Source organism: Aeromonas sp. 55A (assembly GCF_051919665.1).
In the GTDB taxonomy this organism is placed as follows: domain Bacteria; phylum Pseudomonadota; class Gammaproteobacteria; order Enterobacterales; family Aeromonadaceae; genus Aeromonas; species Aeromonas veronii.
On record NZ_JBQBEH010000008.1, the window covers coordinates 2012657 to 2039000 of the forward strand.

The 26344-nt window shown below is 56.3% G+C and carries 20 protein-coding genes and 6 tRNA genes; 17 read left to right on the top strand and 9 right to left on the bottom strand.

All coding sequences use genetic code 11. The annotated features are described in order from the left end of the window. Positions 1–216: 216 nt before the first annotated feature. From ACTG2G_RS13355 to ACTG2G_RS13365, 3 genes are all read left to right on the top strand, one after another. The gene (locus ACTG2G_RS13355; protein ID WP_439985527.1) at positions 217–762 is read left to right on the top strand and encodes a hypothetical protein; all 546 of its coding nucleotides are present in this window, start codon (positions 217–219) and stop codon (positions 760–762) included. A gap of 352 nt (positions 763–1114) precedes the next feature. Then, complete coding sequence (locus ACTG2G_RS13360; protein ID WP_439985528.1) at positions 1115–1765, top strand: hypothetical protein; 651 nt, start codon at positions 1115–1117, stop codon at positions 1763–1765. Between the two features lie 76 nt (positions 1766–1841). Beyond that, complete coding sequence (locus ACTG2G_RS13365; protein WP_168176966.1) at positions 1842–1982, top strand: hypothetical protein; 141 nt, start codon at positions 1842–1844, stop codon at positions 1980–1982. Positions 1983–2376: 394 nt separating this feature from the next. On the opposite strand, the gene ACTG2G_RS13370 is transcribed toward ACTG2G_RS13365, so the two are convergent. From ACTG2G_RS13370 to ACTG2G_RS13380, 3 genes are read right to left on the bottom strand one after another with little or no spacing between them, the layout of a single operon-like run. Next, a complete protein-coding gene (locus tag ACTG2G_RS13370; RefSeq protein ID WP_439985529.1) occupies positions 2377–6696 on the bottom strand; it encodes an AAA family ATPase in 4320 nt (1439 codons plus the stop codon). 6 nt (positions 6697–6702) lie between these two features. Continuing rightward, on the bottom strand, positions 6703–8283 hold the full coding sequence (locus ACTG2G_RS13375) for a hypothetical protein (protein ID WP_210403389.1): 1581 nt from the start codon (positions 8281–8283) through the stop codon (positions 6703–6705). 24 nt (positions 8284–8307) lie between these two features. Beyond that, on the bottom strand, positions 8308–9180 hold the full coding sequence (locus ACTG2G_RS13380; protein ID WP_100654644.1) for a helix-turn-helix transcriptional regulator: 873 nt from the start codon (positions 9178–9180) through the stop codon (positions 8308–8310). A 954-nt stretch (positions 9181–10134) separates the two neighbouring features. Between ACTG2G_RS13380 and ACTG2G_RS13385 the strand changes: the two genes are divergently transcribed. The 12 genes from ACTG2G_RS13385 (at position 10135) to ACTG2G_RS13440 (ending at position 17669) form a co-directional block, all read left to right on the top strand. Further along, positions 10135–10626, top strand: a complete 492-nt coding sequence (locus ACTG2G_RS13385) for a CinA family protein (protein WP_244776833.1) — start codon at positions 10135–10137, stop codon at positions 10624–10626. A gap of 80 nt (positions 10627–10706) precedes the next feature. Beyond that, complete coding sequence (recA, locus tag ACTG2G_RS13390) at positions 10707–11771, top strand: recombinase RecA (RefSeq protein WP_005348744.1); 1065 nt, start codon at positions 10707–10709, stop codon at positions 11769–11771. Positions 11772–11815: 44 nt separating this feature from the next. Then, complete coding sequence (locus ACTG2G_RS13395) at positions 11816–12325, top strand: regulatory protein RecX (RefSeq protein ID WP_139400467.1); 510 nt, start codon at positions 11816–11818, stop codon at positions 12323–12325. A 295-nt stretch (positions 12326–12620) separates the two neighbouring features. Next, complete coding sequence (alaS, locus tag ACTG2G_RS13400; protein WP_005336056.1) at positions 12621–15245, top strand: alanine--tRNA ligase; 2625 nt, start codon at positions 12621–12623, stop codon at positions 15243–15245. 16 nt (positions 15246–15261) lie between these two features. Continuing rightward, positions 15262–16500 carry an aspartate kinase gene (locus ACTG2G_RS13405; RefSeq protein WP_111809428.1) on the top strand — a complete coding sequence of 413 codons (1239 nt, stop codon included), beginning with the start codon at positions 15262–15264 and terminating at the stop codon, positions 16498–16500. A gap of 103 nt (positions 16501–16603) precedes the next feature. Further along, positions 16604–16792, top strand: a complete 189-nt coding sequence (gene csrA, locus ACTG2G_RS13410; RefSeq protein WP_005336053.1) for a carbon storage regulator CsrA — start codon at positions 16604–16606, stop codon at positions 16790–16792. Between the two features lie 214 nt (positions 16793–17006). Continuing rightward, positions 17007–17099 (top strand) — tRNA-Ser (locus tag ACTG2G_RS13415). Between the two features lie 3 nt (positions 17100–17102). After that, positions 17103–17179: transfer RNA gene (locus ACTG2G_RS13420), tRNA-Arg, on the top strand. Positions 17180–17279: 100 nt separating this feature from the next. Beyond that, a tRNA-Arg gene (locus ACTG2G_RS13425) sits at positions 17280–17356 on the top strand. 25 nt (positions 17357–17381) lie between these two features. Next, a tRNA-Arg gene (locus ACTG2G_RS13430) sits at positions 17382–17458 on the top strand. Positions 17459–17487: 29 nt separating this feature from the next. After that, positions 17488–17564, top strand: a tRNA-Arg gene (locus ACTG2G_RS13435). 28 nt (positions 17565–17592) lie between these two features. Then, positions 17593–17669, top strand: a tRNA-Arg gene (locus tag ACTG2G_RS13440). 343 nt (positions 17670–18012) lie between these two features. On the opposite strand, the gene pbpG is transcribed toward ACTG2G_RS13440, so the two are convergent. The 6 genes from pbpG to ACTG2G_RS13470 form a co-directional block, all read right to left on the bottom strand. Further along, a complete protein-coding gene (gene pbpG, locus ACTG2G_RS13445; protein WP_005348750.1) occupies positions 18013–18840 on the bottom strand; it encodes a D-alanyl-D-alanine endopeptidase in 828 nt (275 codons plus the stop codon). Between the two features lie 159 nt (positions 18841–18999). Continuing rightward, positions 19000–19665: a DedA family protein gene (locus tag ACTG2G_RS13450; protein ID WP_005343012.1), complete on the bottom strand. Its 666-nt coding sequence runs from the start codon at positions 19663–19665 to the stop codon at positions 19000–19002. 18 nt (positions 19666–19683) lie between these two features. Further along, entirely contained in the window at positions 19684–20976 is a 1293-nt protein-coding gene (locus tag ACTG2G_RS13455) for a hemolysin family protein (protein WP_236354095.1), read from the bottom strand. Between the two features lie 259 nt (positions 20977–21235). Continuing rightward, complete coding sequence (ansB, locus tag ACTG2G_RS13460; protein WP_110304215.1) at positions 21236–22294, bottom strand: L-asparaginase 2; 1059 nt, start codon at positions 22292–22294, stop codon at positions 21236–21238. A 130-nt stretch (positions 22295–22424) separates the two neighbouring features. Next, positions 22425–22619: a heavy-metal-associated domain-containing protein gene (locus tag ACTG2G_RS13465; protein ID WP_439985530.1), complete on the bottom strand. Its 195-nt coding sequence runs from the start codon at positions 22617–22619 to the stop codon at positions 22425–22427. Positions 22620–22681: 62 nt separating this feature from the next. Next, complete coding sequence (locus tag ACTG2G_RS13470) at positions 22682–23632, bottom strand: AEC family transporter (RefSeq protein ID WP_159157724.1); 951 nt, start codon at positions 23630–23632, stop codon at positions 22682–22684. Positions 23633–23769: 137 nt separating this feature from the next. Between ACTG2G_RS13470 and treR the strand changes: the two genes are divergently transcribed. After that, positions 23770–24717, top strand: a complete 948-nt coding sequence (treR, locus tag ACTG2G_RS13475; protein WP_439985531.1) for a trehalose operon repressor TreR — start codon at positions 23770–23772, stop codon at positions 24715–24717. 192 nt (positions 24718–24909) lie between these two features. After that, a complete protein-coding gene (gene treB / locus ACTG2G_RS13480; protein ID WP_005348758.1) occupies positions 24910–26340 on the top strand; it encodes a PTS trehalose transporter subunit IIBC in 1431 nt (476 codons plus the stop codon). The last annotated feature ends 4 nt before the right edge of the window (positions 26341–26344 follow it).

Below are 26344 nucleotides of genomic sequence, written 5' to 3' on the forward strand. Positions count from 1 at the left end.
ACCAAGAGAGTCACGTTTGCGCGGGTTTTGTGAGATGGCATGAGCTGCGAGCGAGCCCTGCCATGGATGGCGTTGGCCTGTGGCTGGTTGCGCATAACACGCAGTAGCACTCAAGCCAGCAGGCACCATGTGACGACCAACAACGTATCCTAAGGGAGTTTTTTGATACAATCGCACCTCTTTTGGAATCAAGTTCCGCCAAGGATGACCCCTTACATGCATGCCCCACACACTGAGTCTGGCCAGACTCCTGGTAATGAAACGTTGCCTTCCAGTTCACCTTCACTGTTACAACGTTTTGATAATGGGCTGATGGGCCTGTGTCAGCGGTTGTGTTATTGGTTAGGGCAGTGTTTTCTGCTTGGTTTTGGATGTGCCAGTGTTTGGACATTCGTTACAACCATCTTCAAATATGGTGAGGGGATGGCGGATCTGAGCATTGTTGAGAAGGGAGCGTTGTTGTTACTGGTCTTGTTGCTTTGGCGTCATTGGCGGTACTGTCAATATTGTTTAACTCCCTATTTGCAACGAATGCTGCGCCCCTTGCTCAGTTTGGGGTTTTTATTTGTGGTCGAGCAAGTCATGGTGGGCATCATTTTTAATGTTGACGCAAGCTTGCTAGCTGAAGATGCAGGGCAGTTTCAGGAATATGCCATTTATGACCGACTGTTAGATTCCGTGCTGTTTTTGGTCGCGCTCTATCTGGCAGCGCCTCGATTCCAACACCCATTCTCCATCTCTTCGAGTGAGCAAGTGTCATGATGCGACGTTGTATTCCCGCTCTATTTTTCTTGGTGTCATCTTCGTGCGTGATGGCGGACACGAACCGGACCGTTTTGATCGAAGGTTGTGCAGAGGCGGTACAAATCTATGATAACCAGCAAGAATACAAGACTGGGGCCGCCATGATGACCTCCCTCTCTGAAGCGCTACGGGCGGGGTATTGCAAAGGGGTTTTGGATGAGTATGGTCGCAGCCATTATTGCGGTGGCGATTGGTTAAAGCGAGCCCAACACATAGCGCATTACAAAGATGCTAAGCGCATGCCCCCATCAACTGAAGACCTCTTGAACGAAGCCTGCCGGTTATGAGTCTGTATACGCTAGCTGACGCCATGAGACAGCTGTTCGGGATCAAGTTGGCGGAATACACCAAGTTGAAAGACAAGGTGCACAGTTTGGCGCGCAATGGATTGATTCGGGTTCAAAGCGAGTCACGAGTTCAGCGGAACAAGAAGTACTTGGCAGAGAGCGAGCTGACGACCTTGTTCAATGCGACCTTGTTGTTGGCGTTTATTCCTGATCCCGCCAGAGTTAAAAAGACTTTTGATGAGGCTGATGAGCGGCAACAAGTTGCAAAGCTTGCGAACTTGGTCGTGATGAATCGGCAATCGTTACTGGAGTTGGTGCATTTGAACGCTAACGCCGCAAAGTTCGTACAGCAGCTTGCCTCCGATATAGACCTCCGGCTGAACCGGTTGAGTAACCCGTTTGAGCGACTGCCTCAGCTCTTGCTTGATGACGATATCGGTTTGTTAAGCTGCAATGTTGCCCGAAATGCCAGTCTGGTAAAGGCCGATCCCATGTTAGGCAGTTACTTGGCCGGTAAGTTGGACGTTGCGGCAGATCATGCATTTGCCATTATCGCGGAGTCAGAAAAGTACCCATCTGAGTTGGTTGACCTCGCGAAACATATTCAGGTGGAGTATCAGTCCGCCAAGGAATTTTCTGCAATTATCGATCTTTTGTTCGGAAAGACTTTTTAGTGCATTGCACTGATTGATGATGGCTCTTGTCAGCACAACGTCGTGCGGGCAACTATCAACACTCAAGGAGTCTTTTATGTCAAAGCATGCCCCCATCAAACCCGCAGATAATGCCGCCAACATGCAGAATAAAAATGCTGGCTCATCAGGGACCAATCGTCAGTATGACCAGAATCAGGGGAATCGTGGCAAGGACATGAACCCGAATCGCAAGTAATAGCATTTCTGCCGTGGATTGCGGTAAGCGCAGAGCCATGGCTTGGTTGACCATAACGGCATGGAGCCTGTGATGTCCAAAAAAGATGATGACGATAACCATTCACGTCAGTTAAACCCTGAGCATGATGCTTACTGGCAGAGCCGGGGATATGACGAACGTCCCGATGATGAGGACGAAGAGTGACCTAAAGACGGGGGGCCAATGAGCCCCCCCGAATGTATGCTTGATTGCAACTTAAAGGCAAAGACAGCCCAGACTTTGAGCTGGATGCGCTTTCAACTTCGAGAACCATATAACACTTTTGTGGTGACTTTTATCTTGGTGTTCATCCATTTCACCAGCCGAGCGTAAATTCGGTTGATTCGTAACCATTAACTGCAGAGTCATATATCTATTCGCAATGATTCCGCTCTCGGAGAATGTCGATGGCAACTTCGACCAAGCTGGTTTTTACCGTTTCCAATCGTTCTCGGGTTGTATCGCTGGCTCCTTCGAGCAAGCGGGCTTTTACCGCGGCACTACATTTTCCTCTGGCGATGGCTAACGGGGAGGTCACGCTAAATACGATGGTATCTCGAACTTCCTCATCTTGGTCATTAGCCAGTATAAGGTGGATTTCCTCGCTGCTGGGCGGTGGTAAAAAGCCGAAAAGCCTGCGCGCAAGGGCTTTTCTGACTTCAGCATCTGGATCCTTTGCTAGGGTGCGTTGAGCCTGCAGTGGTAAGTGATGGTGAAGGGACTCTTCGATAAGTTTGATTTTTACGCTTGTGTTGACGTCGCTTGCAAGCAACATGAGTGTCTCAGGTGAGAGCCTTCCGTTTTCTGCAAGCGCAAGGCGCACATTGATATCGCAGTCTCTTGCGAGAAGTCGTTGTATTTCTTCATTGAGTGAAAGATGGGGCCAGTCTTCTGAACCTTTAGCAAGGGCCTGTCTGACAATAACGGACTTATCTTCTGCCAACAGCTTCTGCACTGAAGGGGACAATTTGGGGTATGCTGCCAGTTGCGTTCGTATATCTGTATCGCTGTCCTTGGCAAGGATTTGCTGGGTAGTTAATTTGAGGTGAAAGTCGCTAAATTCGCGTTTTAACAGGCTCGCGCGTACCTCTTTAACCGGGTCGCGAGCAAGTTGCAATTCGACAGTTTTGCTTAAATGACCGTTGGCGGAGAGAGCACTGCGCACACTAATTAAATTGTCTTGGGCCAGCTGTCGCTGAATTTTAGGCGCTAACCATCTATTGGTGATTAACGTAGAGCGAACCATAGCCGCATGATCATTGGCCAGTTTGCAGATAGTTTCGCTGCTTATATTTTCATTGGCTGCGAGCGTTTCTCGTACCCTGTTGTCCTTATGGGTTGCTAGCTCTTGCTGCACAGTCTCCGATAATGACCGGTTGCTGGCCAGCACTTGCAACAGCTCAACGGGGGCGTTTTCTTCGGCCATCATGGTTGCTTGAACGTTGGTTGGCAACCCTTTGTTGCGGGCTAGCGTCAGCTTTACTTTCGACACCGGCCATGCTTCTGAAACGATGCAGTTGCCTATCGTCACAGGTTTAGTCATAGGTTTTTGGGCTGATTCATATGTATTGATGTGTATCATCAGCGCTTCGGCAATAGCCGAGTTACCTGCAAGTGCCGCACGTACTTGCTCGGAACCATTCCTGAACAGTTGAAAGTATTGTGATTCGCTCAGGTGGCGGTTCTCCGCGAGCACTAATTGAACCTCTTCTGCGTTACCGAGAAGTTTTTCTGCGACCAGCTCGCTCAGCCCGGTATTACCGGCCAAAGCGATGAGGATCTCCATATTGCTGTTGTCCGCAAGCTTAGTTTGCAAAGGTTCGATCAGGGATGTGTTGCGTGCCAAGATCAGGCTGATATCGGCGCACCCCTTGTCCAACAAATACTGCTGAGTTGTAGCTGCGATGCAGACATTGCTTGCCAGTTCCTGCTGCACCTCTGGGACGTCGTAGCACAGTCGGTGCTGGATTTCATCTCGTAGTCCCTTGATGGACGCCAGGCGTTTGCGGATTTCGACCTGTGGGTCGCAGGCCAAGTGACGCTGTACGCTTGGTAATACGCTATCGCGCCAGCGTATCAGCCGCTCACGCACATCCTCGTTTTCATCGCGCATTAATATTCTGACAATATCCGCTACGGCACTTTCATTGCCTGCCAGTGCCTCGCGTACTGACGCGCTGGCGTCCTTGACCAGAATAGTTTGAGCTTCGCTGCAGAGCTGGCTGTTGCCTGCCAGCGCCTCGCGTACGTTCTCTGACTTGTTTCGAGCCAGACTGATCTGCAGCAGGTCCGAGCTCAGGTGACGGTTGCCAGCAAGTGGCACTTGTACTGCTTCGACATCATTGACGAGGTACTGCAAGGCCTCATAGGCAATGGCTGGATGACCTGCAAGAGACTTACGAACTTCGATCTGTGAATCTTGTGCTAGCAGCAACTGTGCGGGAGTGCCGATGGTTTTGTTCTCTGCTAGTGCTATACGTACTTCTACGGTGTTTTTGGCCAATGCTAGTTGCACAGAGTTGGCCAGCAGCTGGTTGCGCTGGCGGCCAGCTAGTGCCACGCGCACGTCTAGGTCGTCGTCACCGGCTAGGGTGAGTTGCACATCCTCGACTAAGTCGACCAACCGAGTCAAAGTTTCGCGCACCTCGAAAGATTCGTCGCTTGCCAGTTGCGCCTGAGCCTTTGGGGATAAGGCTTCGTTACAGGCCAAGTTGTTACGCACCTCTACATCCGGATCCTTGGCCAGCAATTGTTGTAGCTCGCAGATTAAGTGCTTGTTCCGTGAGGCATTACTGCGAACCTCAATATCTTCGTCCCCCACCAATTGTCGTAGCAGCGATTCGTGAGAGCTTTTTTGGGCCAAAAGTTGCCGGTGTTTAGGTTGGAGTTTTAGTCGTGAAAACTGGGATGCCACTAGGTCATGGGGTGCATTGGAATGGATGCAAGCTAGGTGCAACAGGTTAAGGTCGAAATCCGGCTTGCCATCTTCGATATTGATGCGCAGACTCAGCAGCCGCTCTGGGCAGTTGTCGTTTTGGTATACCGCGGTGCGGATTTCTAGGTCGGGGTCTCTGACTAGCTTTTCCAGTAGGTCCTCTGGGCAGTCAGAGTTACTGGCGACCTCCTTGCGGCGGAGTGCGTTGGGGTCGTCGGCCATTTTGATCATCTGCGCTATGCTCAGCCCTTCAAAAGTCGATGCTGGCTTAAGCTTGAGTTTTTCGAATAGATCTTCGTATTTGCTGACCTGTTCGCGAAGGGTCTCACGTAGCGGTACCGTGAGTTTTATGGCTGATACGAGGTCTTCGAACTTCAGTTTTCTGTTATCTAGGAAGGCTGATTCACGAGCTTCATTGAGCGCGTTCTGGATATCGGCTCCAGCGTAGTCACGGCACATGTTGATGAGGGCTCGTCGAGCGTCTGGTTCGAGTGTGAGATCGTCCCCCCGAAGATGAATATCGAGGATCGCGCCTCGTTCCGCAGGATTTGGGAAGCCGACGTAGAACACCTCATCAAACCGTCCTTTGCGCAGAAGCTCGGGTGGTAGGGCGGTAATGTTGTTGGCTGTGGCGATGACGAATACTGCGCCAGTTTTTTCCTGCATCCAAGTCAGGAAGTAACCGAATAGTCGTGAAGATACTTCCGAGCCACTACCACTGTTCATGCCAACAAAGGCTTTTTCTAGCTCGTCGATCCAGAGGATGCATGGGCTGACTGACTCCGCCATTGTCAGGGCCCGCCTCATGTTATGTTCGCTTTCACCGACGTATTTTCCCAGCAGTGAACCGATGTCTAGACGCAGTAGTGGTAGTTGAAACATACCTGCGGCGGCTTTGGCAGTCAGCGACTTACCACAACCGGGCATACCTGCGATCAGTACGCCCTTAGGTGCTTGTACTCGAGCTTGGCGTGCCTCGTCTAGTCGGTGGAAGATTTGCGCACGACGATTGAGCCAACTTTTGAGGTTCTCTAGCCCGCCAATATTCGCGGTACTTTCACTGACTTTAATCATTTCTAGCACGCCACTCTTGGCGATAATCTGTTCCTTTTCATACTGGATCAGCGCCAAAGCTGCGTCGTTGAGCTGTTCATGCTGCTGCTGGACCATGGCCAGCGCTGAACGAATTTCTTCTTGATTGAGGCCGCAGCAAGCAGCGTGTAAACGCTGATGCAGGCCTTCCGGTATTTTTAAGTCGAGTTGTTGGCAGACGCTATCGAGTAGGTTGCGGATCTCTTCATCGCGAGGCAAAGGTAAAGGCAGCAGAGTGATCTGCGCTTCGAGTTGTGACGGGATATGCTGGGTTTCTGAAACCAACACAACTGCAGCTTTGCCCCTGTGGTGACGTTGAATGCGGTTGAGCAACTGCTTGAGTCGCGCTACAGCCAGTGGCTGGTTTTCCAGAGCGCTGCGGGCATCCTTGATGATGAAAAGTTTACCATCCAGTTCATCGTGGCACAGTATCGGCAAGCAATTGGCGAGTTCGGTGCTTTCCTCTTGATAGCTGTGTGGTTGCTTGTTGTTGAAGTTGACCCAGCCGTAGCCCAAGTTCCACTCCTTGGGGCTCATATTCAGTTGTGATGCAATCTCTTGGAGCATTTCATCGACCCTGGCCTCTTCGCCTGACTGGATGAACAACCCCGGATAACCAGCGATCAAACGGGACTTGATCTTGTTCTTGAGTTCGAGCAAATTCATGAGCGGTTACCAGAATGAGAATAGAGAAGAGGCAAAATTGCTTAAAGCCCTACCAGCTGATTCGAATGCTCGTCCGGTGCTTTCGGCTATGCTGGCGACAGTCTTGATTGCAGTCTTAGCTATCGACTTCCCTGCATGATAAATAACTTCACCGATTTGTCCGCCAGCGATACCTCCCGCCACCCCCCCGACGAAACCTCCTACAGCAATGCCTGCTGGGCCTAGCACTGTGCCGAGAGCCGCGCCGACAGACGCGCCTTTGGTAGCACCGGCAATAGCCATGGTGGTGGTTACTGTGGTGTTACCTATGACATCAAGCGCCTCGTTTTGGGTGAGTTCGCCTTTCCCAAGCTTGTAGAGCACTTTTGCATTCTGCAGGCCGACACATGCGACGTTAGTAATTAACCCAGCTGGAGTGTTACGCAGGGCTGCACCCAACCAACCGTTCTTCACCGCCACTACTACTGCTCCGGACACTGCAACTTGCGCAGAAATATTGCCAGTGGAACGAAACGAGCTTTCGAAAAATTCTTTAAGGTCTTCATCGGACCTCGGGGTTTCTTGGCCATTGAGGCGCTTCCAGGCCCGACGGGCAAGGATCCGAGCGCCTTGCATACCAGCAGCGATACATGCACCAACCAAGGCTTGTTTACCAATGTGTTTGGCGATATCGATACGGTTGGTGTCTTTCCACTCGTACTGACGAGCTTCGGCTTCTTGATGAGCCTTTTCCTGATGGGCTTTGGCTTCCTCTTTGGACAATGGTTTTGATTGCACACCGTCAACTTCTATAACGTCTGTACTGTTGGGGACTTCTGCAGACTGCCCTTCAGGCACAAGACGCTGTTGGTCTCCATAGTCACCACGATCCAGCAACTTTGTTGTTTCGCTGGCGTTGGCCCCGTATTTGGATTGGTATTTGCCGACAACTTGGCCATTTCCATCAATAACTTCAATATCGACTGAATTTAAGTCTCGGGAGTTGACGAGCCTTGCCCGATAAATACTGCCCTTGGTTGTTGCATCAATGTTGAAGGTGTCGACATGGTGCTGCTCTGCGATGAAGCCATCTAAATTCGGGTTCAGGTTTACCGCGCCAGCTTGGGTTGTGATGATCCGCTGAGCGTTAGTGTTGGCTTCAGCAAGAGCTTGATCAATGTTGCTAGCGTAGTGCCCCACGCTCACTGACCCAGTCAACGAAGCATTTCTCTCGATCTCTCCGGCAAGCCATGATTCCTTGCTGCGGCCTTGATCCTGATGCTGTTGCAGTGACTCACGGGATTGGTTGAAGTCGTTCGTAGACTGGATGACTTGGCGAGCAGTCTTAAGTATTTCTTCTTCGTTCTTCCACAGTTGGGGGTACTTACGAAATTCGTCGCTTAGCCAATGAACCAGCGGTTTTTCACCACGTAGACTGCAGGATGTGACGAAAGAGGAGATTACTGCGGTTGTCTTATCTGCGTTTTGTTCACTGTTGAACAGTGCTACTTCGAGGTGGGAGGCCTGTGTGTGTATGGTGTGGTTGAACGCTATCTCTTGCTCGCCGACATGAGCGTTGCTGAGGTGTTTTTCCAAATGTTGGTTCATCGTGCTCTTCCTTTTAGTGGACGATCATTGCAGATAGTCGGTTAACTCGTCGTGCAACTGCTGTTGCAACCAAACGGGCTCGAGAATGCGTACATGGGGGATCCAGTAGCGGATTATCGGAAGTAACTGGTTAGGGTGATTGACTTGACAACGTAGCAGTAACTGACCGTCGTCAAGCTCTTCAACCAGCTCTTGGTGCGGTAGCACATTACGCCGCAAGAAGTAATAGGCATTGCTAGCGGCTATGCGCAGCATTACTCGGATGGAGTCTTGGCCAAACCAGACGTCATCGTCATCCTCGATCTGTGCCTGGATCGCAGGGTTAGCCACGAAAGTTTCCGGTAGAATTTGCAAATCAGTGATGCGCCCCAGGGCAAAGCTTTTCAGACGGCAGTCTTCGACGGCTGCCAGATACCAAATGCCCTTGTTGTGGATCAACTGGTAGGGTTCTACTTGCCGCGACTTTTCGGTATATGTCAGTTGGCAGCGTAAATGCTGGCCAATAGCCTTATCCAGCAGGCGAAACTTCACGGGATGGGGTTTGCACTCTTCAAAATGTCCGTCGCGGATAAGGAAGCTGGTTTTGCCTGGTTCGAGCAATTTCATCCACGATTCGCGGTCGCCAGTTGGGAATAGTCGTTCGACTCCGCTTATACGAGCAAAAGTCTGCAAATCTGCTGGTGATAGCTTGCTGCGGTATTCAGCTGTCAATGTATAGCAACCATTTGCTAGGGGGGTGACCACATCACCCAAGCGGTTCAGGTCTCGGTAGATTGTTCGCTCACTAACCCCGAAACGTTCAGCTAAATAGTGGCGGTCTGGCTGTTCACCAAGATGTAGCAGACGGAGGATTTCTGCGAGGCGCAGGGCCAGAGTGTCATGCTCTTTGGTTGCCATGGTGAATTCCGTGTCTGATGAAAGTAGAAAGCGATTCTAGCGTTTTACATTGACAGGTTGTGTCAGTGTCACTTGAAGCGATCTGATAAAGAGCCGTTACGATAATCCCATCCGTCTTACATGGCTATATTCGTCATTTGATTACGCCTTGTTACATGGCTATGGCGGCAAAAATTCACTAATGAATGAAAAATGGTAACAATATCAATGGCGCGGAGAGCAATTGGAGATAAACCAACTTTAAACTGCTGCGATACCCAGTAGAGAGTGTTGTAAGCAACGTCTTAGGTTGGGTCTCGCTCGGGTCCGGTCTGGGGCGGGCACAGTCACACCTGCTTTGACTTGCTTAGAGTGTTCATCACGGATGTATTCGTGGCGAGCCACCTCGGCAATCCACATGCAGATGAATAACATCGCGAATAACACCGCTCGACTTTCAAGGAGGGGCTATCGAGGCCTTTCTCCATGCCTAGTCTGCATGTCTAGATTGACCTAGTTGGCCACAGCTATCGTCAATATGTGGGGTGGAGAGACTTAAGGGGGCTATTTCTGCGAAGGAGGGGCGGTTCTTGAGAGCGGGGGGAGCCAGAATTCAAGTGTAGGTTTAAGTGTGGCTTTCTGTTTTAATCGAAAAAAACACTATATTTATCAATAAAAACACACCCATGCATCATGGGCGTGTGGGCGCTGAGATTGGCGCTTGGCGCGGCGCCAGTAGCTTGGTGTTGTGCGGTCATGTTCTATTCCAGAAGGGGCCTCTGCGGGCCCGGGTCTGCGGTGATGATCCTTGAGCTTGATGGCGCCATTCTACACATAAGCGCCGCGCCGGGGGAGGTTGGCTCGCACCACCATTTGGCCGATGCGAGTCATCAGCCTTGTGACAATCAGCTCAGTTGCGAGGGGCTGCGGCGGGATCGCATAATGTGCCCTTTCCACGAATCAGAAGGAGCTGTGATGAAACTGGACGCAGAGATAGAGCACCTCGCCATCGAGCTGGGGCGGGCCCTTGGTCAACGAGGCTGGCTGGCGGCGACCGCCGAATCCTGTACCGGCGGTGGGGTGGCTACGGCCATCACCGACATTGCAGGCAGCTCCGGCTGGTTCGATCGCGGTTTTGTCACCTACACCAACGAGGCCAAGCAGCAGATGCTGGGGGTGAGCCGCGAGAGCCTTGAGCGGCACGGCGCGGTGAGCGAGGCGGTTGTGCTGGAGATGGCCCGCGGCGCGCTGGCGCACTCGTCTGCCTCCATCAGCGTTGCCATCAGCGGCATCGCCGGCCCCGGCGGCGCAACCGAGGGCAAGCCGGTTGGCACCGTTTGGTTCGCCTGGGCCGACAGCAATGGCCGCCACCACTCCCTGCTGGCCCGCTTCGACGGGGATCGTCGGCAGGTGCGCCAGCTGGCGGTGAGACAGGCCTTGTCGGGTCTGTTGGCCCTGCTCAGATAAATTGGGCTTGATACTGTATGAATAGACAGTATACTTAGCCCAACTTCATTTTTTACTCACGATTTCCAGCGGAGATTGGCATGGATCAGAACAAACAGAAGGCACTGGCGGCTGCGCTGGGTCAGATTGAAAAGCAGTTCGGCAAAGGTTCCATCATGCGTCTGGGCGACAGCAAGACCATGGATATCGAAGCCATCTCTACCGGTTCCCTCTCGCTGGACGTGGCGCTGGGGATCGGCGGTCTGCCGTGTGGCCGTATCGTCGAAATCTACGGCCCGGAATCTTCCGGTAAAACCACCCTCACCCTGCAGGTGATCGCGGAAGCCCAGAAGAAGGGCAAAACCTGTGCCTTCGTCGATGCGGAACACGCCCTCGACCCTATCTATGCTGCCAAGCTGGGCGTCAACGTCGACGACCTGCTCATCTCCCAGCCGGATACCGGTGAACAGGCGCTGGAGATCTGCGACATGCTGGTTCGCTCCAACGCGGTTGACGTCATCATCGTCGACTCCGTGGCGGCCCTGACGCCGAAAGCGGAAATCGAAGGGGAGATGGGTGATTCCCACGTTGGCCTGCAGGCCCGTCTGATGTCCCAGGCGCTGCGCAAGCTGACCGCCAACATCAAGAACGCCAACTGCCTGTGCATCTTCATCAACCAGATCCGGATGAAGATCGGCGTCATGTTCGGTAGCCCGGAGACCACTACCGGTGGTAACGCGCTCAAGTTCTACGCCTCCGTGCGTCTGGATATCCGTCGTATCGGCGCCATCAAGGAAGGCGACGAAGTGGTCGGTAACGAGACCCGCGTCAAAGTGGTCAAGAACAAGGTGGCCCCGCCCTTCAAGCAGGCTGAATTCCAGATCTTCTACGGTGCCGGTATCTCCAAAGAGGGCGAGCTGGTGGATCTCGGTGTCAAGCACAAGCTGATCGACAAGGCCGGCGCCTGGTACAGCTACAACGGCGAGAAGATCGGTCAGGGCAAGGCCAACGTGATGAAGCTGTTCGCCGAGAACAAGGTGATGGCTGGCGAAGTGGAAGCCCGCCTGCGCGAGCTGCTGCTCTCCGGCGCAGTGCCTGTCGATGACAAGGCTGCTCCGGTTGAGGCAGACGAGTTCGATGCCGAAAGCGAACAAGAGTTCGAATAAGGAACAAAGGAAGGCCGGGTAGATACCCGGCCTTGTTATTTATGATGGTTGATGAATCCGTTACAGAACCGGTCGAGCCTGCCGAACCGACCTTTGCCGAGCAGCTTACCGCCGCCCGCGCCTTTGCCATGCGCAGTCTGGCCCGTCGCGAGAGTGCCGAGTCGGAGCTGGCCAACCGGCTGCGCCAGCAGGGTTTCAATGAAGAGGTGATCGAGGCAGTGGTCGACTACTGCCGCGGTTACAACTGGGTCAATGACGAACGTTACGGCGGTATGGCTGTACGGGCCGGTGCCGCCAAGGGCCATGGCCCCATCAAGATCCGTTTCGATCTGCGCCGCAAGGGGCTCGACGATATGCAGATTGATGCCGCATTCGATCAGCCGGAGCTGGACTGGTTCGAGCTTGCCTTCGAACTGCTGGAGCGACGGGCAAAAATTGTCGATCTGGCCGATTTCAAGCTGCGGATGAAGTGGCTCAAATATCTGCTGGGGCGCGGCTTTACCCAGGATCAGGCACGTTACGCCATCTCTGCCCTGCAGGAGCGGGAGGAGTAACGCCACTGCGTGGCATACGTCGTTTCACCTCTCCTTGCGGCAGGTTTTTCCTGCCTGTTCAGTAGGTTGCGCGCACAATCCCGAAAAAGCGGCCTTTTGTTCATCTCATCCCTCTTTATGCGCTGCTTTTTTGCCTCTCGACAGTGAAAAAAGCCACTGTAGGCAGCGGCGCTCTTATCTGGCCCGTTTATGTGCGCTTTTTCGCCCGTGGCGGCCCTGTCCGTTTTACTTTACCCCGCAGAAAACTTACATTAATGCGGTTAAAAGTCCGTATTCGAATCAAGCAGGATTTTCCATGTATATGTCCACGTCAGAGATTCGCGCTGCGTTTCTCGAGTATTTCCGTTCCCAGGGGCACCAGGTTGTCTCCTCCAGCTCGCTGGTACCGCATAACGACCCGACCCTGTTGTTTACCAACGCGGGTATGAACCAGTTCAAGGACGTGTTCCTTGGCGCAGACAAGCGTGCCTACAATCGCGCGACGACTTCCCAGCGTTGCGTGCGTGCCGGTGGTAAGCACAACGATCTGGAAAACGTCGGCTATACCGCTCGTCACCACACCTTCTTCGAAATGCTGGGCAACTTCAGCTTCGGTGACTACTTCAAGCAGGATGCCATCAAGTTTGCATGGGGCTTCCTCACCGAGGTGCTGCAGCTGCCGAAAGATCGCCTGCTGGTGACCGTCTACGCGACTGACGATGAAGCTTTCGATATCTGGGAAAAAGAGGTCGGTGTCCCGGCCGATCGCATCGTCCGCATCGGTGACAACAAGGGTGCCCCTTACGCTTCCGACAACTTCTGGGCCATGGGCGATACCGGCCCGTGCGGTCCCTGCACCGAGATCTTCTATGACCACGGCGATCACATCTGGGGCGGCCGTCCCGGCTCACCGGAAGAGGATGGCGACCGTTTCATCGAGATCTGGAACGTGGTGTTCATGCAGTTCAACCGTCAGGCTGACGGCACCATGGAGCCGCTGCCACGTCCGTCCGTGGATACCGGCATGGGTCTGGAGCGGATCTCCGCCATCATGCAGGGTGTCCACTCCAACTACGAAATCGACATCTTCCAGGCGCTGATCAAGAAAGCGGCCGAGATTGTCGGCACCACCGATCTGAGCAACCAGTCCCTGCGCGTCATAGCTGACCACATCCGCTCCTGCGCCTTCCTGGTGGCAGATGGCGTGATGCCGTCCAACGAAGGTCGTGGCTATGTGCTGCGTCGCATCATCCGCCGTGCCGTGCGTCACGGCCGCAAGCTGGGTGCCACCGACGTCTTCTTCTACAAACTGGCTGCCGAGCTGGCGGTGCAGATGAAGGATGTCGCTGCCGAGCTGATCGCCCAGCTGCCGCTGGTCGAGCGCGTGCTGCGCATCGAAGAGGAGCAGTTCGTCCGCACGCTGGATCGCGGTCTGCTGCTGCTGGAAGATGCTCTGGCCAACCTGGGCGATGCCAAGGTTATTCCGGGCGAAGTGGTGTTCAAGCTCTATGACACTTACGGCTTCCCGGCCGACCTGACTGCCGACGTGGTGCGCGAGCGCGAGATCGGCATCGACGAAGAGGGCTTCAAGGCCGAGATGGAGAAGCAGCGTGCTCGTGCCAAAGAGGCCTCCAGCTTCGGCGTGAACTACAACGAGATGCTCAAGCTCGACTTCGAGACCCCCTTCACCGGTTACAAGACCCTGACCGAGCGCACCCGCGTGGTTGGTATCTACAAGGGTGTGGAAGAGGTGAGCGGTCTTATCGCCGGTGACGAAGCGGTCATCGTGCTGGAAGAGACCCCCTTCTACGCCGAGTCCGGCGGCCAGATTGGCGACAGCGGTACCCTGAAAGTGGACGACGGCATCTTTGCCGTGACCGACACCCTGAAAGCGGGCAAGGCGATCATCCACAAGGGCTACATGGAGCTGGGCACTCTGGAGAAGGGCGCCGAAGTGGAAGCCGTGGTTGACGCTGACCGTCGTCAGGCCATCGCCCTGAACCACTCCGTGACTCACCTGCTGCACGCAGCCCTGCGTCAGGCACTGGGCGAGCATGTCACCCAGAAAGGTTCTCTGGTTGGGGCCGAGCGCATGCGCTTTGACTTCTCCCACTTCGAGGGGCTGACCATGGCGACCATTCGCCGGGTCGAGGAGCTGGTCAACAACCAGATCCGCGCCAACCATGAAATCACCACCCAGCTGATGGATCTGGAAGCGGCCAAGTCCGCCGGTGCCATGGCGCTGTTTGGTGAGAAATATGAAGACGACGTGCGTGTCGTGCGCATGGGCGACTACTCCACCGAGCTGTGTGGCGGTACTCACGCCAAGCGCACTGGTGATATCGGCTTCTTCAAGATCATCGCCGAGAGCGGTATCGCTGCTGGCGTGCGCCGTATCGAAGCGGTGACCGGCAAGGCCGCCATCGACTTCATGCATCAGGTTGGCGAGCAGATCGAAGAGGCTGCTGCACTGGTTAAAGGTGATCAGTTCTGCATCGCCGACAAGGTTCGCCAGATGCTGGACAAGGCCAAGATGATGGAACGCGAGCTGGAGCAGCTCAAGGCCAAGCTGGCCGCTCAGGCTGGTAACGATCTGCTGGGTCAGGTGATCGAGATCAACGGTCAGAAGGTGCTGGTTGCAGCGCTGGAAGGGGCCGATCCGAAATCCCTGCGCGGCATGCTGGACGAGCTGAAGAACCAGATGAAGTCCGGTGTCGTGCTGCTGGCCACCTGTGCCGATGGCAAGGTCAACCTGATCGCCGGCGTCACCAACGACCTGACCGGCAAGGTCAAGGCCGGTGAGCTGGTCAATCTGGTTGCCCAGCAGGTGGGTGGCAAGGGCGGTGGCCGTCCGGACATGGCACAGGCGGGTGGTACCCAGCCTGAGGCGGTGCCGGCAGCGCTGCAATCCGTTCACTCCTGGCTGGAAGAGCGCCTGTAATCGGGCGAGGTGATCTGTGGCACTCTATGTACAGAAGTACGGCGGCACTTCGGTCGGCACACTGGAGCGGATCGAGGCGGTAGCTGAGCGGGTCGAGCAGACCCGCGCCCAGGGACACGACGTGGTGGTGGTTGTCTCCGCCATGTCGGGCGAAACCAACCGGCTGCTGGGCATGGCCCAGCAGCTGGATCCTGATGCCAACCGGCGGGAGATGGATGTACTGGTCTCCACCGGTGAGCAGGTCACCATAGCGCTGCTGGCGATCGCGTTGAACAAACGCGGTTGTCCTGCGGTCTCAATGACCGGTGATCAGGTACGGATTCACACCGATTCCGCCTATGGCAAGGCGCGCATCACCCACATCGACACCGAGCTGGTTCAGGCCGAACTGGCTGCGGGCAAGGTGGTGGTGATCGCCGGTTTCCAGGGCCGTGACGAGCATAACGCCATCACGACGCTGGGCCGCGGCGGTTCGGATACCACGGCGGTTGCCGTGGCGGCGGCCATCAAGGCCGATGAGTGCCAGATCTTTACCGATGTGGATGGGGTATACACCACGGATCCGCGCATCGAGCCCAAGGCGCGTCGTCTCGACACCATCACCTTCGAGGAGATGCTGGAGATGGCCAGTCTCGGCGCCAAGGTGCTGCAGATCCGCTCGGTGGAGTTTGCGGGCAAGTACCGCGTCCCGCTGCGGGTGCTGTCGAGCTTTATCGATGGAGAGGGAACCTTAATCACATATGGAGGTGATAGGATGGAAGCTCCCCTGGTATCCGGGATCGCTTTTAACCGCAACGAGGCCAGCCTGACCATTCTGGGTGTGCCGGACAGACCAACCGTTGCCGCGCAGATCCTGAATCCGATCAGCGACGCCAACATTGATGTCGACATGATTGTGCAGAACACCCTGGGAGATGGCACCGCCGACTTCACCTTCACGGTGAATCGTGATGACTATCGCCGCGCCCGGGCACTGCTGGAGGAGACCGCCACCGAACTTGGCGCCTCCTGCGTGCAGGGAAATGGCGAAATTGCCAAGGTTTCCATTGTCGGTGTCGGCATGTGGAACCATCCCGGTGTTGCGCGCACCATGTTCAAGGTATTGGGCGAGGAGGGGATCAACATGCAGTTGATCTCGACCTCTGAAATCAAAATCTCTGTGGTGATTGACGAGAAGTATCTGGAGCTGGCGGTGCGAGCCCTGCACGCGGCTTTCGGGTTGGATCAGGCACCGCAAGAGCAGCCCTTGGGCTAACAATCTCTGATTGATTTAGTTTCAACCATTTACCATATCGGTATCTTTGTTAGATAATGTCGCATATCGATATAAAAACAAAACAGGATACAGGAGCAAGCGAATGCTTATTTTGACTCGTCGTGTTGGGGAAACCCTGATGATTGGTGATGAAGTGACTGTCACCGTACTGGGCGTTAAAGGCAACCAGGTCCGTATCGGTGTTAACGCGCCGAAAGAGGTCTCCGTACACCGCGAAGAGATCTACCAGCGCATCCAGGCCGAGAAAGTTCCGGGCCAACCGGGCTTCTAAGCCACTTTCATGGCTGTGACAAGGCGACACCTCATGTGTCGCCTTTTGTTTTTTCCGGCCCCTTGAAATCGCCCTGCAGGGCGCGAAACTGCGGGATAAGTGCCGATATTGTTTGAATATTCCACGCTTTGGCCAAATGCTGAGCGAACGCACTTTTTTCTCCAAAAAAGTGTTTGACTAAAAATCCCTGTGAAGTATTATCAGCCCCGCAAACGGAGAGGTGGCCGAGAGGCTGAAGGCGCTCCCCTGCTAAGGGAGTATGCGGCTTATACCCGCATCGGGGGTTCGAATCCCCCCTTCTCCGCCATTTGCGCCCGTAGCTCAGCTGGATAGAGTACCTGGCTACGAACCAGGTGGTCAGAGGTTCGAATCCTCTCGGGCGCACCATATTACGACTCAAGCAAGAGTCATGTGTTGACCATCAGCAAGTCGACACTTTGGAAAAGGCTTACTGATAAGTAAGCTTTTTTTATCGTTTTAAAACAGGGCGCCCGTAGCTCAGCTGGATAGAGTACCTGGCTACGAACCAGGTGGTCAGAGGTTCGAATCCTCTCGGGCGCACCATTTAAAACGACACAACGATTTATGAGCGCCCGTAGCTCAGCTGGATAGAGTACCTGGCTACGAACCAGGTGGTCAGAGGTTCGAATCCTCTCGGGCGCACCATTTTTCAAGCAGTACACAAAAGTTTGTGAGCGCCCGTAGCTCAGCTGGATAGAGTACCTGGCTACGAACCAGGTGGTCAGAGGTTCGAATCCTCTCGGGCGCACCATATTTCAAGCAGTACCAAAAGTTTATGAGCGCCCGTAGCTCAGCTGGATAGAGTACCTGGCTACGAACCAGGTGGTCAGAGGTTCGAATCCTCTCGGGCGCACCATACAGACAGCCCCGACTTCGGTCGGGGCTGTTTTTTATGGGCGATATTTAACTTTTTGGTGCGGATCCCCGTGCGCTGTTGCGGGTGGATCGCCCGTTTACCTGGCTGTTCTTGTCCTTATTTCTTCCCCTTTCTGTGATTGCGCACAGTTCTTCTGATCGTTGCACCGCCTCACCACCCTTTGCCTCATCTATAGGCGCGCTGTATGCCTGCTGTGGCAACGGCAGATGCCGGGCCACTCATCACCAAAGGTTCGCTCATCAACATCCTGCAAGGCCTGCTGAAGCGTTCTGCAGGCAATAAAAAAGGATGCCGCAGCATCCTCTTGTGTTGAGATATTTACTCAGCTTTTCAGCCATTTGCGAATGCGGTTGGCATCGCCGATGGGGGTGCGTTTGCCCACCGAGTTGAGCAGCACGATGGCTAGCTCGCGGCTGTCCGGTTTGGCGCGCATCACCAGACAGCGCCCCGCTTCGTCAGTGAAGCCGGTCTTGGAGAGGCGCACGTCCCAATCCGGGTTTTTCACCAGCGGGTTGGTGTTGTTGAACATCAGGCTGTAGGCAGGGGCGCTGAAGCGCATCTCCCGGTTCTCATCCTGAGTGAACTGACGGATCAGCGGCTGGCGATAGGCGGCGGCGGCCAGCTTGCCCAGATCCTGGGCGGTGGAGACGTTGCGGGTGGAGAGGCCGGTGGAGTCGTAGAAGTGGGTATTACGCATACCCAGCTGTCTGGCCTTGTTGTTCATGGCTCGCACGAAGGCGCTGCGACCGCCCGGATAGTGACGCGCCAGTGCCGAGGCCATCCGGTTTTCGGAGGACATCAATGCCAGATGCAGGGCGTCGCGGCGGGTCACCTTGGTGCCCATGCGGATGCGGGAGTGGGTGTGTTTGACCCGATCCAGATCGTTCTTGTCGACCGTGATGGTCTGGTTGAGATTCTGTTTGGCATCCAGCACCACCAGCGCTGTCATCAGCTTGGTGAGAGAGGCGATGGGACGCACCTTGGTGGCATTCTTCTGGTAGAGCGTCTTGCCCGTTTTTACATCCACGACTAGGGCGCTGCTCGAGCGTACTTCCAGTTTGGCAGGGTTGGGTGCCGCGCTGACCGCAGGCAATCCCAGCATTCCCATCAACCCGACAACCAGCGCTGCTGCGCGAATCCGACACCACATACAACCGACTCCGTTCCCATCCAAAAAAAGGCGCTAGATTCACTCATTTTTACCCCGGCTTTACAAGGGCCGAGCGGGACTATTTCTGCTATTTGCGCGAAATTGGCGATCAAAAAAGCCCTCTGGCGAGGGCTTTCGGGTCGGGCGTTGGGCGAGGGGTCAATCCCGCGGCTGCGCGGCCCTGCGTTTGCTGATCCAGCGCCAGACCAGTGCCACCATGCCACCCACCAGCAGGGCCACCGGCAGATAGATGATGATGTTGAAGAACTGGGTCTGGTATTCGGCGGCCAGCTTGGTGTGGCTCAGGTAGTAGCCAAACCCGACCAGCGGGCAGATCCACATGATGGAGCTGATCAGATTGACGATGAGGAAGCGCCCCTGGGGCAGTTCGGTGGCACCCACTATATAGGGGTAGGCGGTGCGCACGAAGGCGATATAGCGCGCGGTGATCAGGGTGATGATCCCGTACTTGTCCAGCAGGTGGTAGACCTTCTGCTGGTGTCGCTCTTCCACGTGGGACATCAGCCGATGGTAGAGCTGGGTGTGGCCAAGGAAGCGCCCCTGCATGTAACCGAGCCAGGTGCCGACAAAGGTAGCCATGATTAACAGCGGGATCACCCCGAGAGACAATACATCCTGATAGATGAGCACGCCGGTGAGGATCAGCAGGCTGTCACCGGGCAGAAAGGCGGTAGGGATGAATCCGTTTTCCAGTACCAGAAACGTCAGAATCACACCACAGATCATGAAGGCCATCTTGGGATCGGAAAGTGTGTTCAGATCGTGATTCATAAAGGCGTGAGCCAGTTGGTAAAACTGCTCCATACTTGCAAACTCCGCAGGTTAGCTGGGTTGATCGGTCAAGGGCATGGCGAGCACCTTGTCGATGCGCAGGCCATCCATGTCAACAATTTCCAGTTGCCACTGTTCCAGTGTCACCAGGTCTCCGGTTTGTGGAACACGACCAAGGAGCAGCATGATAAGCCCTCCGAGGGTGTGATAGTGATGTTTTTCTTCTTCTGGCAGACGAACCAGCTCCAGACAGTCCTTCAACTCCGGCAGCGGGATCAGGCCATCGAGCAGCCAGCTGCCGTCGGCGCGCCGGAATGCCCAGTTGTCCTCGCCATCCTCCTGCTGGAAATCCCCCGCCAGCGCCTCCAGCAGATCCTGCTGGGTGACCAGCCCCTGCAACTCGCCATATTCGTCAACCACCAGCGCCATCTGTTCGCTGTGGGTGCGGAAGTGGTTGAGCAGCTCGACGCCGTTGAGGGTCTCGGGCAGCAGGCTGCCCTCCTGGGTCAGGGCAGCCAGATCGATGGGCTCCTCCTTGATATAGGCGTGCAGCACCTTGCTGACATTGATGATACCCACCAATTCTGACAGGTTGCCGTCGCAGACCGGAAAATAGCTGTGGCGATACTCCACCAGCCGCTGCAGGTTGGTCTCCAGCGGCAGCGCCAGATCCAGATAGCGGATATCGCTGCGCGGAACCATCAGGGAGGAGAGGCTGCGCTCGTCGAGACGGAAGACGTTGCGCAGCATGGTGTGTTCATGATCCTCGATCACCCCGGCTTCAGAGCCCTCCACCAGCATGGCGTGGATCTCCTCCTCGGTAACGTTGGCGCTGCCGTTCTGGTTGACCCGCAGCAGCCGCAGGCTGGCATTGGTAGAGGCCGACAGCAGCCAGACGAAGGGGCGGGTCAGGGTGGCGAGCCAGTGCATGGGGCGGGCCACCAGACAGGCGATGCGTTCGGCATTGAGCTGGCCGAGCCGCTTGGGCACCAGCTCCCCCACCACGATGGAGAGGTAAGTAACCACCACCACCACGATGACGGTGGCGATCAGGCCACTGCTCTTGGCGGGGAGCCCCCACTCCTGCAACCAGAGGGAGAAGGGCTGGGCCAGCAGGGATTCGCCGTAGATACCGTTGAGCAGACCTATGCTGGTAATGCCGATCTGGACGGCGGAGAGAAAATGGGTCGGGTCTTCGCCCAGTTTGAGGGCAATGGCGGCGGAGCGGTTGCCTTCAGAGGCAAGCTTGCCGAGGCGAGCCTTGCGTGCGGTGACGATGGCGATTTCTGACATGGCGAAGACGCCATTAAGCAAAATCAATCCCAGCAGGATCAATATTTCCATACAGCAACAGCACTCCTTGAGTGGATAAGATCGCTGGCAGTGTAATGAATTTGGCGGCGATGCGCTTGTGAAAGCGGGTGATCCGGCTCGCTAATTTGATGACAGCGCTTTGTGATGGCTAAAAAAGATGGCCGGAAAAGGGAAGTATGACCTCGCCAAACGACGTAATGGGTGAGGCGGGTGCTTGGCGAAGTGGCATGGCTGGATGGAAAAGGGCGGGAAGTCCCGCCCTTGCTTGTCATGGTTCAGGCAACCGTTGTCAGAACTGCTGGAACCAGCGCTGGATCTGGGCCGGATCCTTGCTCTGGGTCAGGGAGAGCATCAGCAGCACCCGCGCTTTCTGCGGGTTGAGAGTGCCGGAGGCCACGAAGCCGTACTTGGCATCATCGATCTCGGCATCCAGGGTGGTGGCGCCGGTCGGCACGCGGGCGGAGCGCACTACCCGGATGCCGTCTTTGCTCGCCTTGGCCAAGGTATCGAACAGGGTGTGGTAGAGGTTGCCGTTGCCCACCCCGGCGCTGACGATGCCGTCGAACTTGGCATCCACCATCGCCTTGGCAGGCAAGTCGGTGGCGTTGGCGTAGCTGTAGACGATGCCCACTTGCGGCAGCTTGTCGAGCTTGCTCACGTCAAACGGCGTCTTGCTGGTGTGCAGACGGGCCGGGCTACGCTGGTAGTCGATCTTGCCATTGTGGATGTAGCCGAGCGGGCCGAAGTTGGGGGAGGCGAAGGTCTGCACGCCTGTGGTGTTGGTCTTGGTGACGTCGCGGGCATCGAGCACGGTGTCGTTCATCGCCACCATGACGCCACGTCCCTTGGAGGCGGGGTCGGAGGCGGTCACCACGGCGTTGTAGAGGTTGAGCGGGCCATCAGCACTCATGGCGGTGGAGGGGCGCATGGCGCCAACCAGTACCACCGGCTTGTCGCTCTTGACGGTCAGATTGAGGAAGTAGGCGGTCTCTTCCATGGTGTCGGTGCCGTGGGTGATGACAATGCCATCCACGTCATCCTTGGCCAGCAGCTCGTTGACCCGTTTGGCCAGCTTGAGCCACACCTCGTCGTTCATGTCCTGGGAGCCGATCTTCACCACCTGCTCACCCTGCACATCGGCCACTTTCTTCATCTCGGGCACGGCGGCGATCAGGGTTTCGATGGCCACCTTGCCAGCCTCGTAGTTGGACTGGGTAGCGGACTGGCCAGCTCCGGCAATGGTGCCGCCGGTTGCCAGAATATGGACGTTGGGCAGGGCCATTGCCATGGGGGAGAGGGTCAGGCCAACGACGGCGGCGAGCAGGGTCTTGCGGATCGGTAGGGTCATGCTGCAAATCCTTATGGTTGGAATAATCGCAGCAAGTTTGCCCGTTTAATAACCCGGGTCTGTGATAAAACTCACCAAAAGACAGGTGAGTACAGATTTTTAACCTGTTTTATACCTATATGGAGATAATTTAACTCGCAGAGAAACCCTTGGCTTCGATCAGGGCGATCAGCTCGGCCTTGCTCAGATCGCTCTCGATGACGGCCTTGCTGCTGGCGAAATCGACGGTCGCGGTGGTGACCGCAGGCTGGGCCAGCAGCGCTTTTTTCAGACTGGCGGCGCAGCCACCACAGGACATGCCGGACACGGTGAGTTCGATGGTCATGGAATATCTCCTCTGTTGATGAGCGCCAGCTTAAAGCTGCCGCCTCCGGCAAGGTCAAGCCGTCAGTACATAAGACCCAGATAGTTCATCAGAGTCGCCCCGAGGCTGGTAGTAACCAGCGAACCGAGGGTGGTGGTGGCGATGATGTTTGCGGCCAGCACGCTGTCGCCCCCCATGGCGCGGGTCATCACATAGCTGGCGGCGGCAGTCGGGGTGGCGCTGATGAGAAACAGAATACCCAGCTCCAGATGGCTGAAGCCGAGCAGGGCCGCCCCAAGAGTGAACGCAGCCGGAATGAGACAGAGCCGCATGATGCTGGCCCAGCCCGCAATGGCTGCACCACCACGCAGAGCATCCAGGCTGAGGGAGGCGCCGGTGCAGAGCAGCGCCAGCGGCAACGTCATGTTGGCGAAGTAGCTGCCGGTGGTGAGCAGCAGTTGCGGCATCTTGATACCGAGCAGGGTAAAGGGCAGCGCCGCCACAATGGCGATGATCAGGGGATTCTTGATGATGCCGAGCAGAATGGGGCGGATACCGGTGGCGCCGCCGAGACTGCGGGTGAGGGTGATCACTGCGAGAATGTTGTAGAGCACGGTCACCGCGCCGACATAGAAGGCCGCCGCCCCCAACCCCTCGTGGCCGTAGGCGTTCTGCACATAGGCGAGCCCGATAATGGCGCTGTTGCCGCGAAAGCTCCCCTGTACGAAGATGCCGCGCAGCCGCAGCTCCCCGATAAAACGTCCGGCCAGCAGCTCCAGAACCAGATAGCTGATAACGGTGGCGAGCAGGCCATAGCCGATAAACCAGAGGCTCGGCATGGTGGCGAAGTTGGTACCCAGAATACTGAGAAAGAGCAGAGCGGGCAGGGTGACCTGAAACACCAGTCGCGAGGCGGATTCGGTAAAGGGATCCGGCAGCAGCCCCAACCGCTTGAGCAAGATGCCGAGCAGCAGCACCACGCAGATGGGGCCTGTGATGGAGAGGGAGAAGAGCAGACTGGCCAGCAGATCCATGATGGGCATCCTGTGCTGTGCCCACACACCCTGACGGCGGGGCAAAAAGGGCATTCTAACGCCATGGGCTTGTATTCACAGGGGTTAATCACAACAATGTGGGCAATTCCACCGCCTAGCCTCCTGTGAGCCAATTCATGGACAAGAAACTGACCATCCTCGATATCGCCAGACTGAGTGGCGTCGGCAAGTCGACCGTCTCCCGGGTGCTCAACCAGGATCCCAAGGTGAAGCAGGAGACCCGCGAGCGGGTGGAGCAGGTCATCGCCGAGCACGGCTTCGTGCCGAGCAAATCGGCGCGGGCCATGCGCAGCCAGAGCCAGCAGGTGGTGGGGATCATCGTCTCGCGGCTCGACTCCAGCTCGGAGAATCAGGCGGTGCGCGGCATGCTGGAGACCCTCTACCAGCGTGGCTACGATGCCGTGCTGATGGAGAGCAAGTTCTCCCCCGCCAAGGTGCAGGAGCATCTGGCGGTGCTGGAGCGGCGCGGAGTGGATGGCATCATCCTGTTTGCCTTCAATGATTTGGACTATGCCGCCATGGCGCCGCTCAGGGATAAGCTGGTGCTGGTCGCCCGTGAATATCCCGGTTTCTCCTCGGTCTGCTTCGACGACGCCGGTGCGGTGCGCACCATGCTGGCGCAGCTGGCAAGCCGTGGCGCCCGCGACATCGCCTATCTGGGGGTGGATACCTCGGATCTCACCACCGGCCAGCGCCGCCTCGACGCCTATCTCGCTTACTGCGCAGAGCAGGGGTTGCGCCCGCGCAGTGCCCTCGGCGATCTCAGCCTGCAGAGCGGCTACCGGCTGGCGGCCGAGCTGCTGACGCCCTCCACCCAGGCGTTGGTCTGCGCCAGCGACACCCTCGCCATCGGTGCGGCAAAATATCTGCAAGAACAAGGGCGTAGCGAGGTGCTGGTGACCGGCCTTGGCAACAATCCCATGCTCAGTTTCCTCTTCCCCAACGCTCTCAGTCTCGATCTTGGCTACAAGGGGGCGGGGGAGCAGGCGGCGCGTCAGCTGCTCGGCCAGATTGAGCAGGCTCAGCCCCCGCTGGTGACTATCGCCCCCTGCCGAACCCTGTGAGCCCCATCACTTCCGACTGAACAAAAAGTGTGCTTTTTGTGACGCTGACCACGAATTGGGAACGTTCCCATTTCGATCTGGCCAGATTGTCGGCATGCTAAATGGGAACGATACCAAAAACGCTCCGGCCGACAGACTGGCTCAAAAGGGCGATACAGACCACTATTCAATGGCGTCACAGAGGGAAGACCCATGTCCAAGATCAACGCACAGCAGCTTGCCACCCTGATCGACAAGATCGGCGGCAAGGAGAACATCGCCACCGTCAGCCACTGCCTGACCCGGTTGCGCTTCGTCCTGAACGATCCGGCCAAGGCCGACAGCAAGGCTATCGAAACCATTCCGGCAGTGAAGGGAAGCTTCACCCAGGGCGGTCAATTCCAGGTGGTGATCGGCAACGAGGTAGAGCAGTGGTACAAGGCGCTGACCGAGCAGCTCGGCGTCAGCGGTGGCAGCAAGGAGACCGCCAAGCAGGCGGCACGCCAGAACATGAACCCGCTGGAGCGGGGCATCTCCCATCTGGCGGAGATCTTCGTACCGCTGCTGCCTGCCATCATCACCGGCGGTCTGATCCTGGGCTTTCGCAACGTCATCGGCGACATCAAGATGTTCGACGATGGCACTCATACCCTCACCGAGATCAGCCAGTTCTGGGCTCAGGTGCACGCCTTCCTCTGGCTGCTGGGCGAGGCGATTTTCCACTTCCTGCCGGTCGGCGTCTGCTGGTCTGCAGTGAAGAAGATGGGCGGCTCCGAGATCCTCGGTATTGTGCTGGGGGTGACGCTGGTGTCACCGCAGTTGATGAACGCCTACGGCATCGGTCAGCAGACTCCCGAGGTGTGGGACTTCGGCCTGTTCGTGATCCAGAAGGTAGGTTATCAGGCCCAGGTCATTCCGGCGCTGCTGGCGGGCGTATTCCTGGCCTGGGTTGAGACCAACCTCAAGCGGATCATTCCGGCTTACCTCTATCTGGTGATTGTGCCGTTTGTCTCGCTGCTGCTGGCAGTGATCGTGGCTCACGCCTTTATCGGCCCGTTCGGTCGCTGGATTGGTGATGGCGTCGGTTTCGCGGCCAAGGCTGCGATGACCGGCTCCTTCGCTCCCATCGGTGCTGCCCTGTTCGGTTTCCTCTATGCACCGCTGGTCATTACCGGTATCCACCACACCACCAACGCGGTGGATCTGCAGCTGATGCAGAGCATGGGTGGCACCCCGATTTGGCCGCTGATCGCCCTCTCCAACATTGCGCAGGCGTCTGCGGTCGTCGGCATCATTTTGATTAGCCGCAAGGAGAACGAACGGGAGATCTCGGTACCTGCCGCCATCTCCGCCTACCTCGGGGTGACCGAACCGGCGATGTACGGTATCAACCTCAAGTACAAGTTCCCCATGCTGTGCGCCATGGTGGGCTCCAGCCTAGCGGCCCTCATCTGTGGCTTTGCCGGGGTGATGGCCAACGGCATCGGGGTCGGCGGCCTGCCGGGCATCCTTTCCATCCAGCCGCAATACTGGGCGGTATTTGCCATCGCCATGCTGGTCGCCATCGTGGTGCCGGTGGTGCTGACCCTGCTGGTCTACAAGCGCCAGCAAGCCGCTGGCAAGTTGACCCAAGCCAGCGCCTGACAAT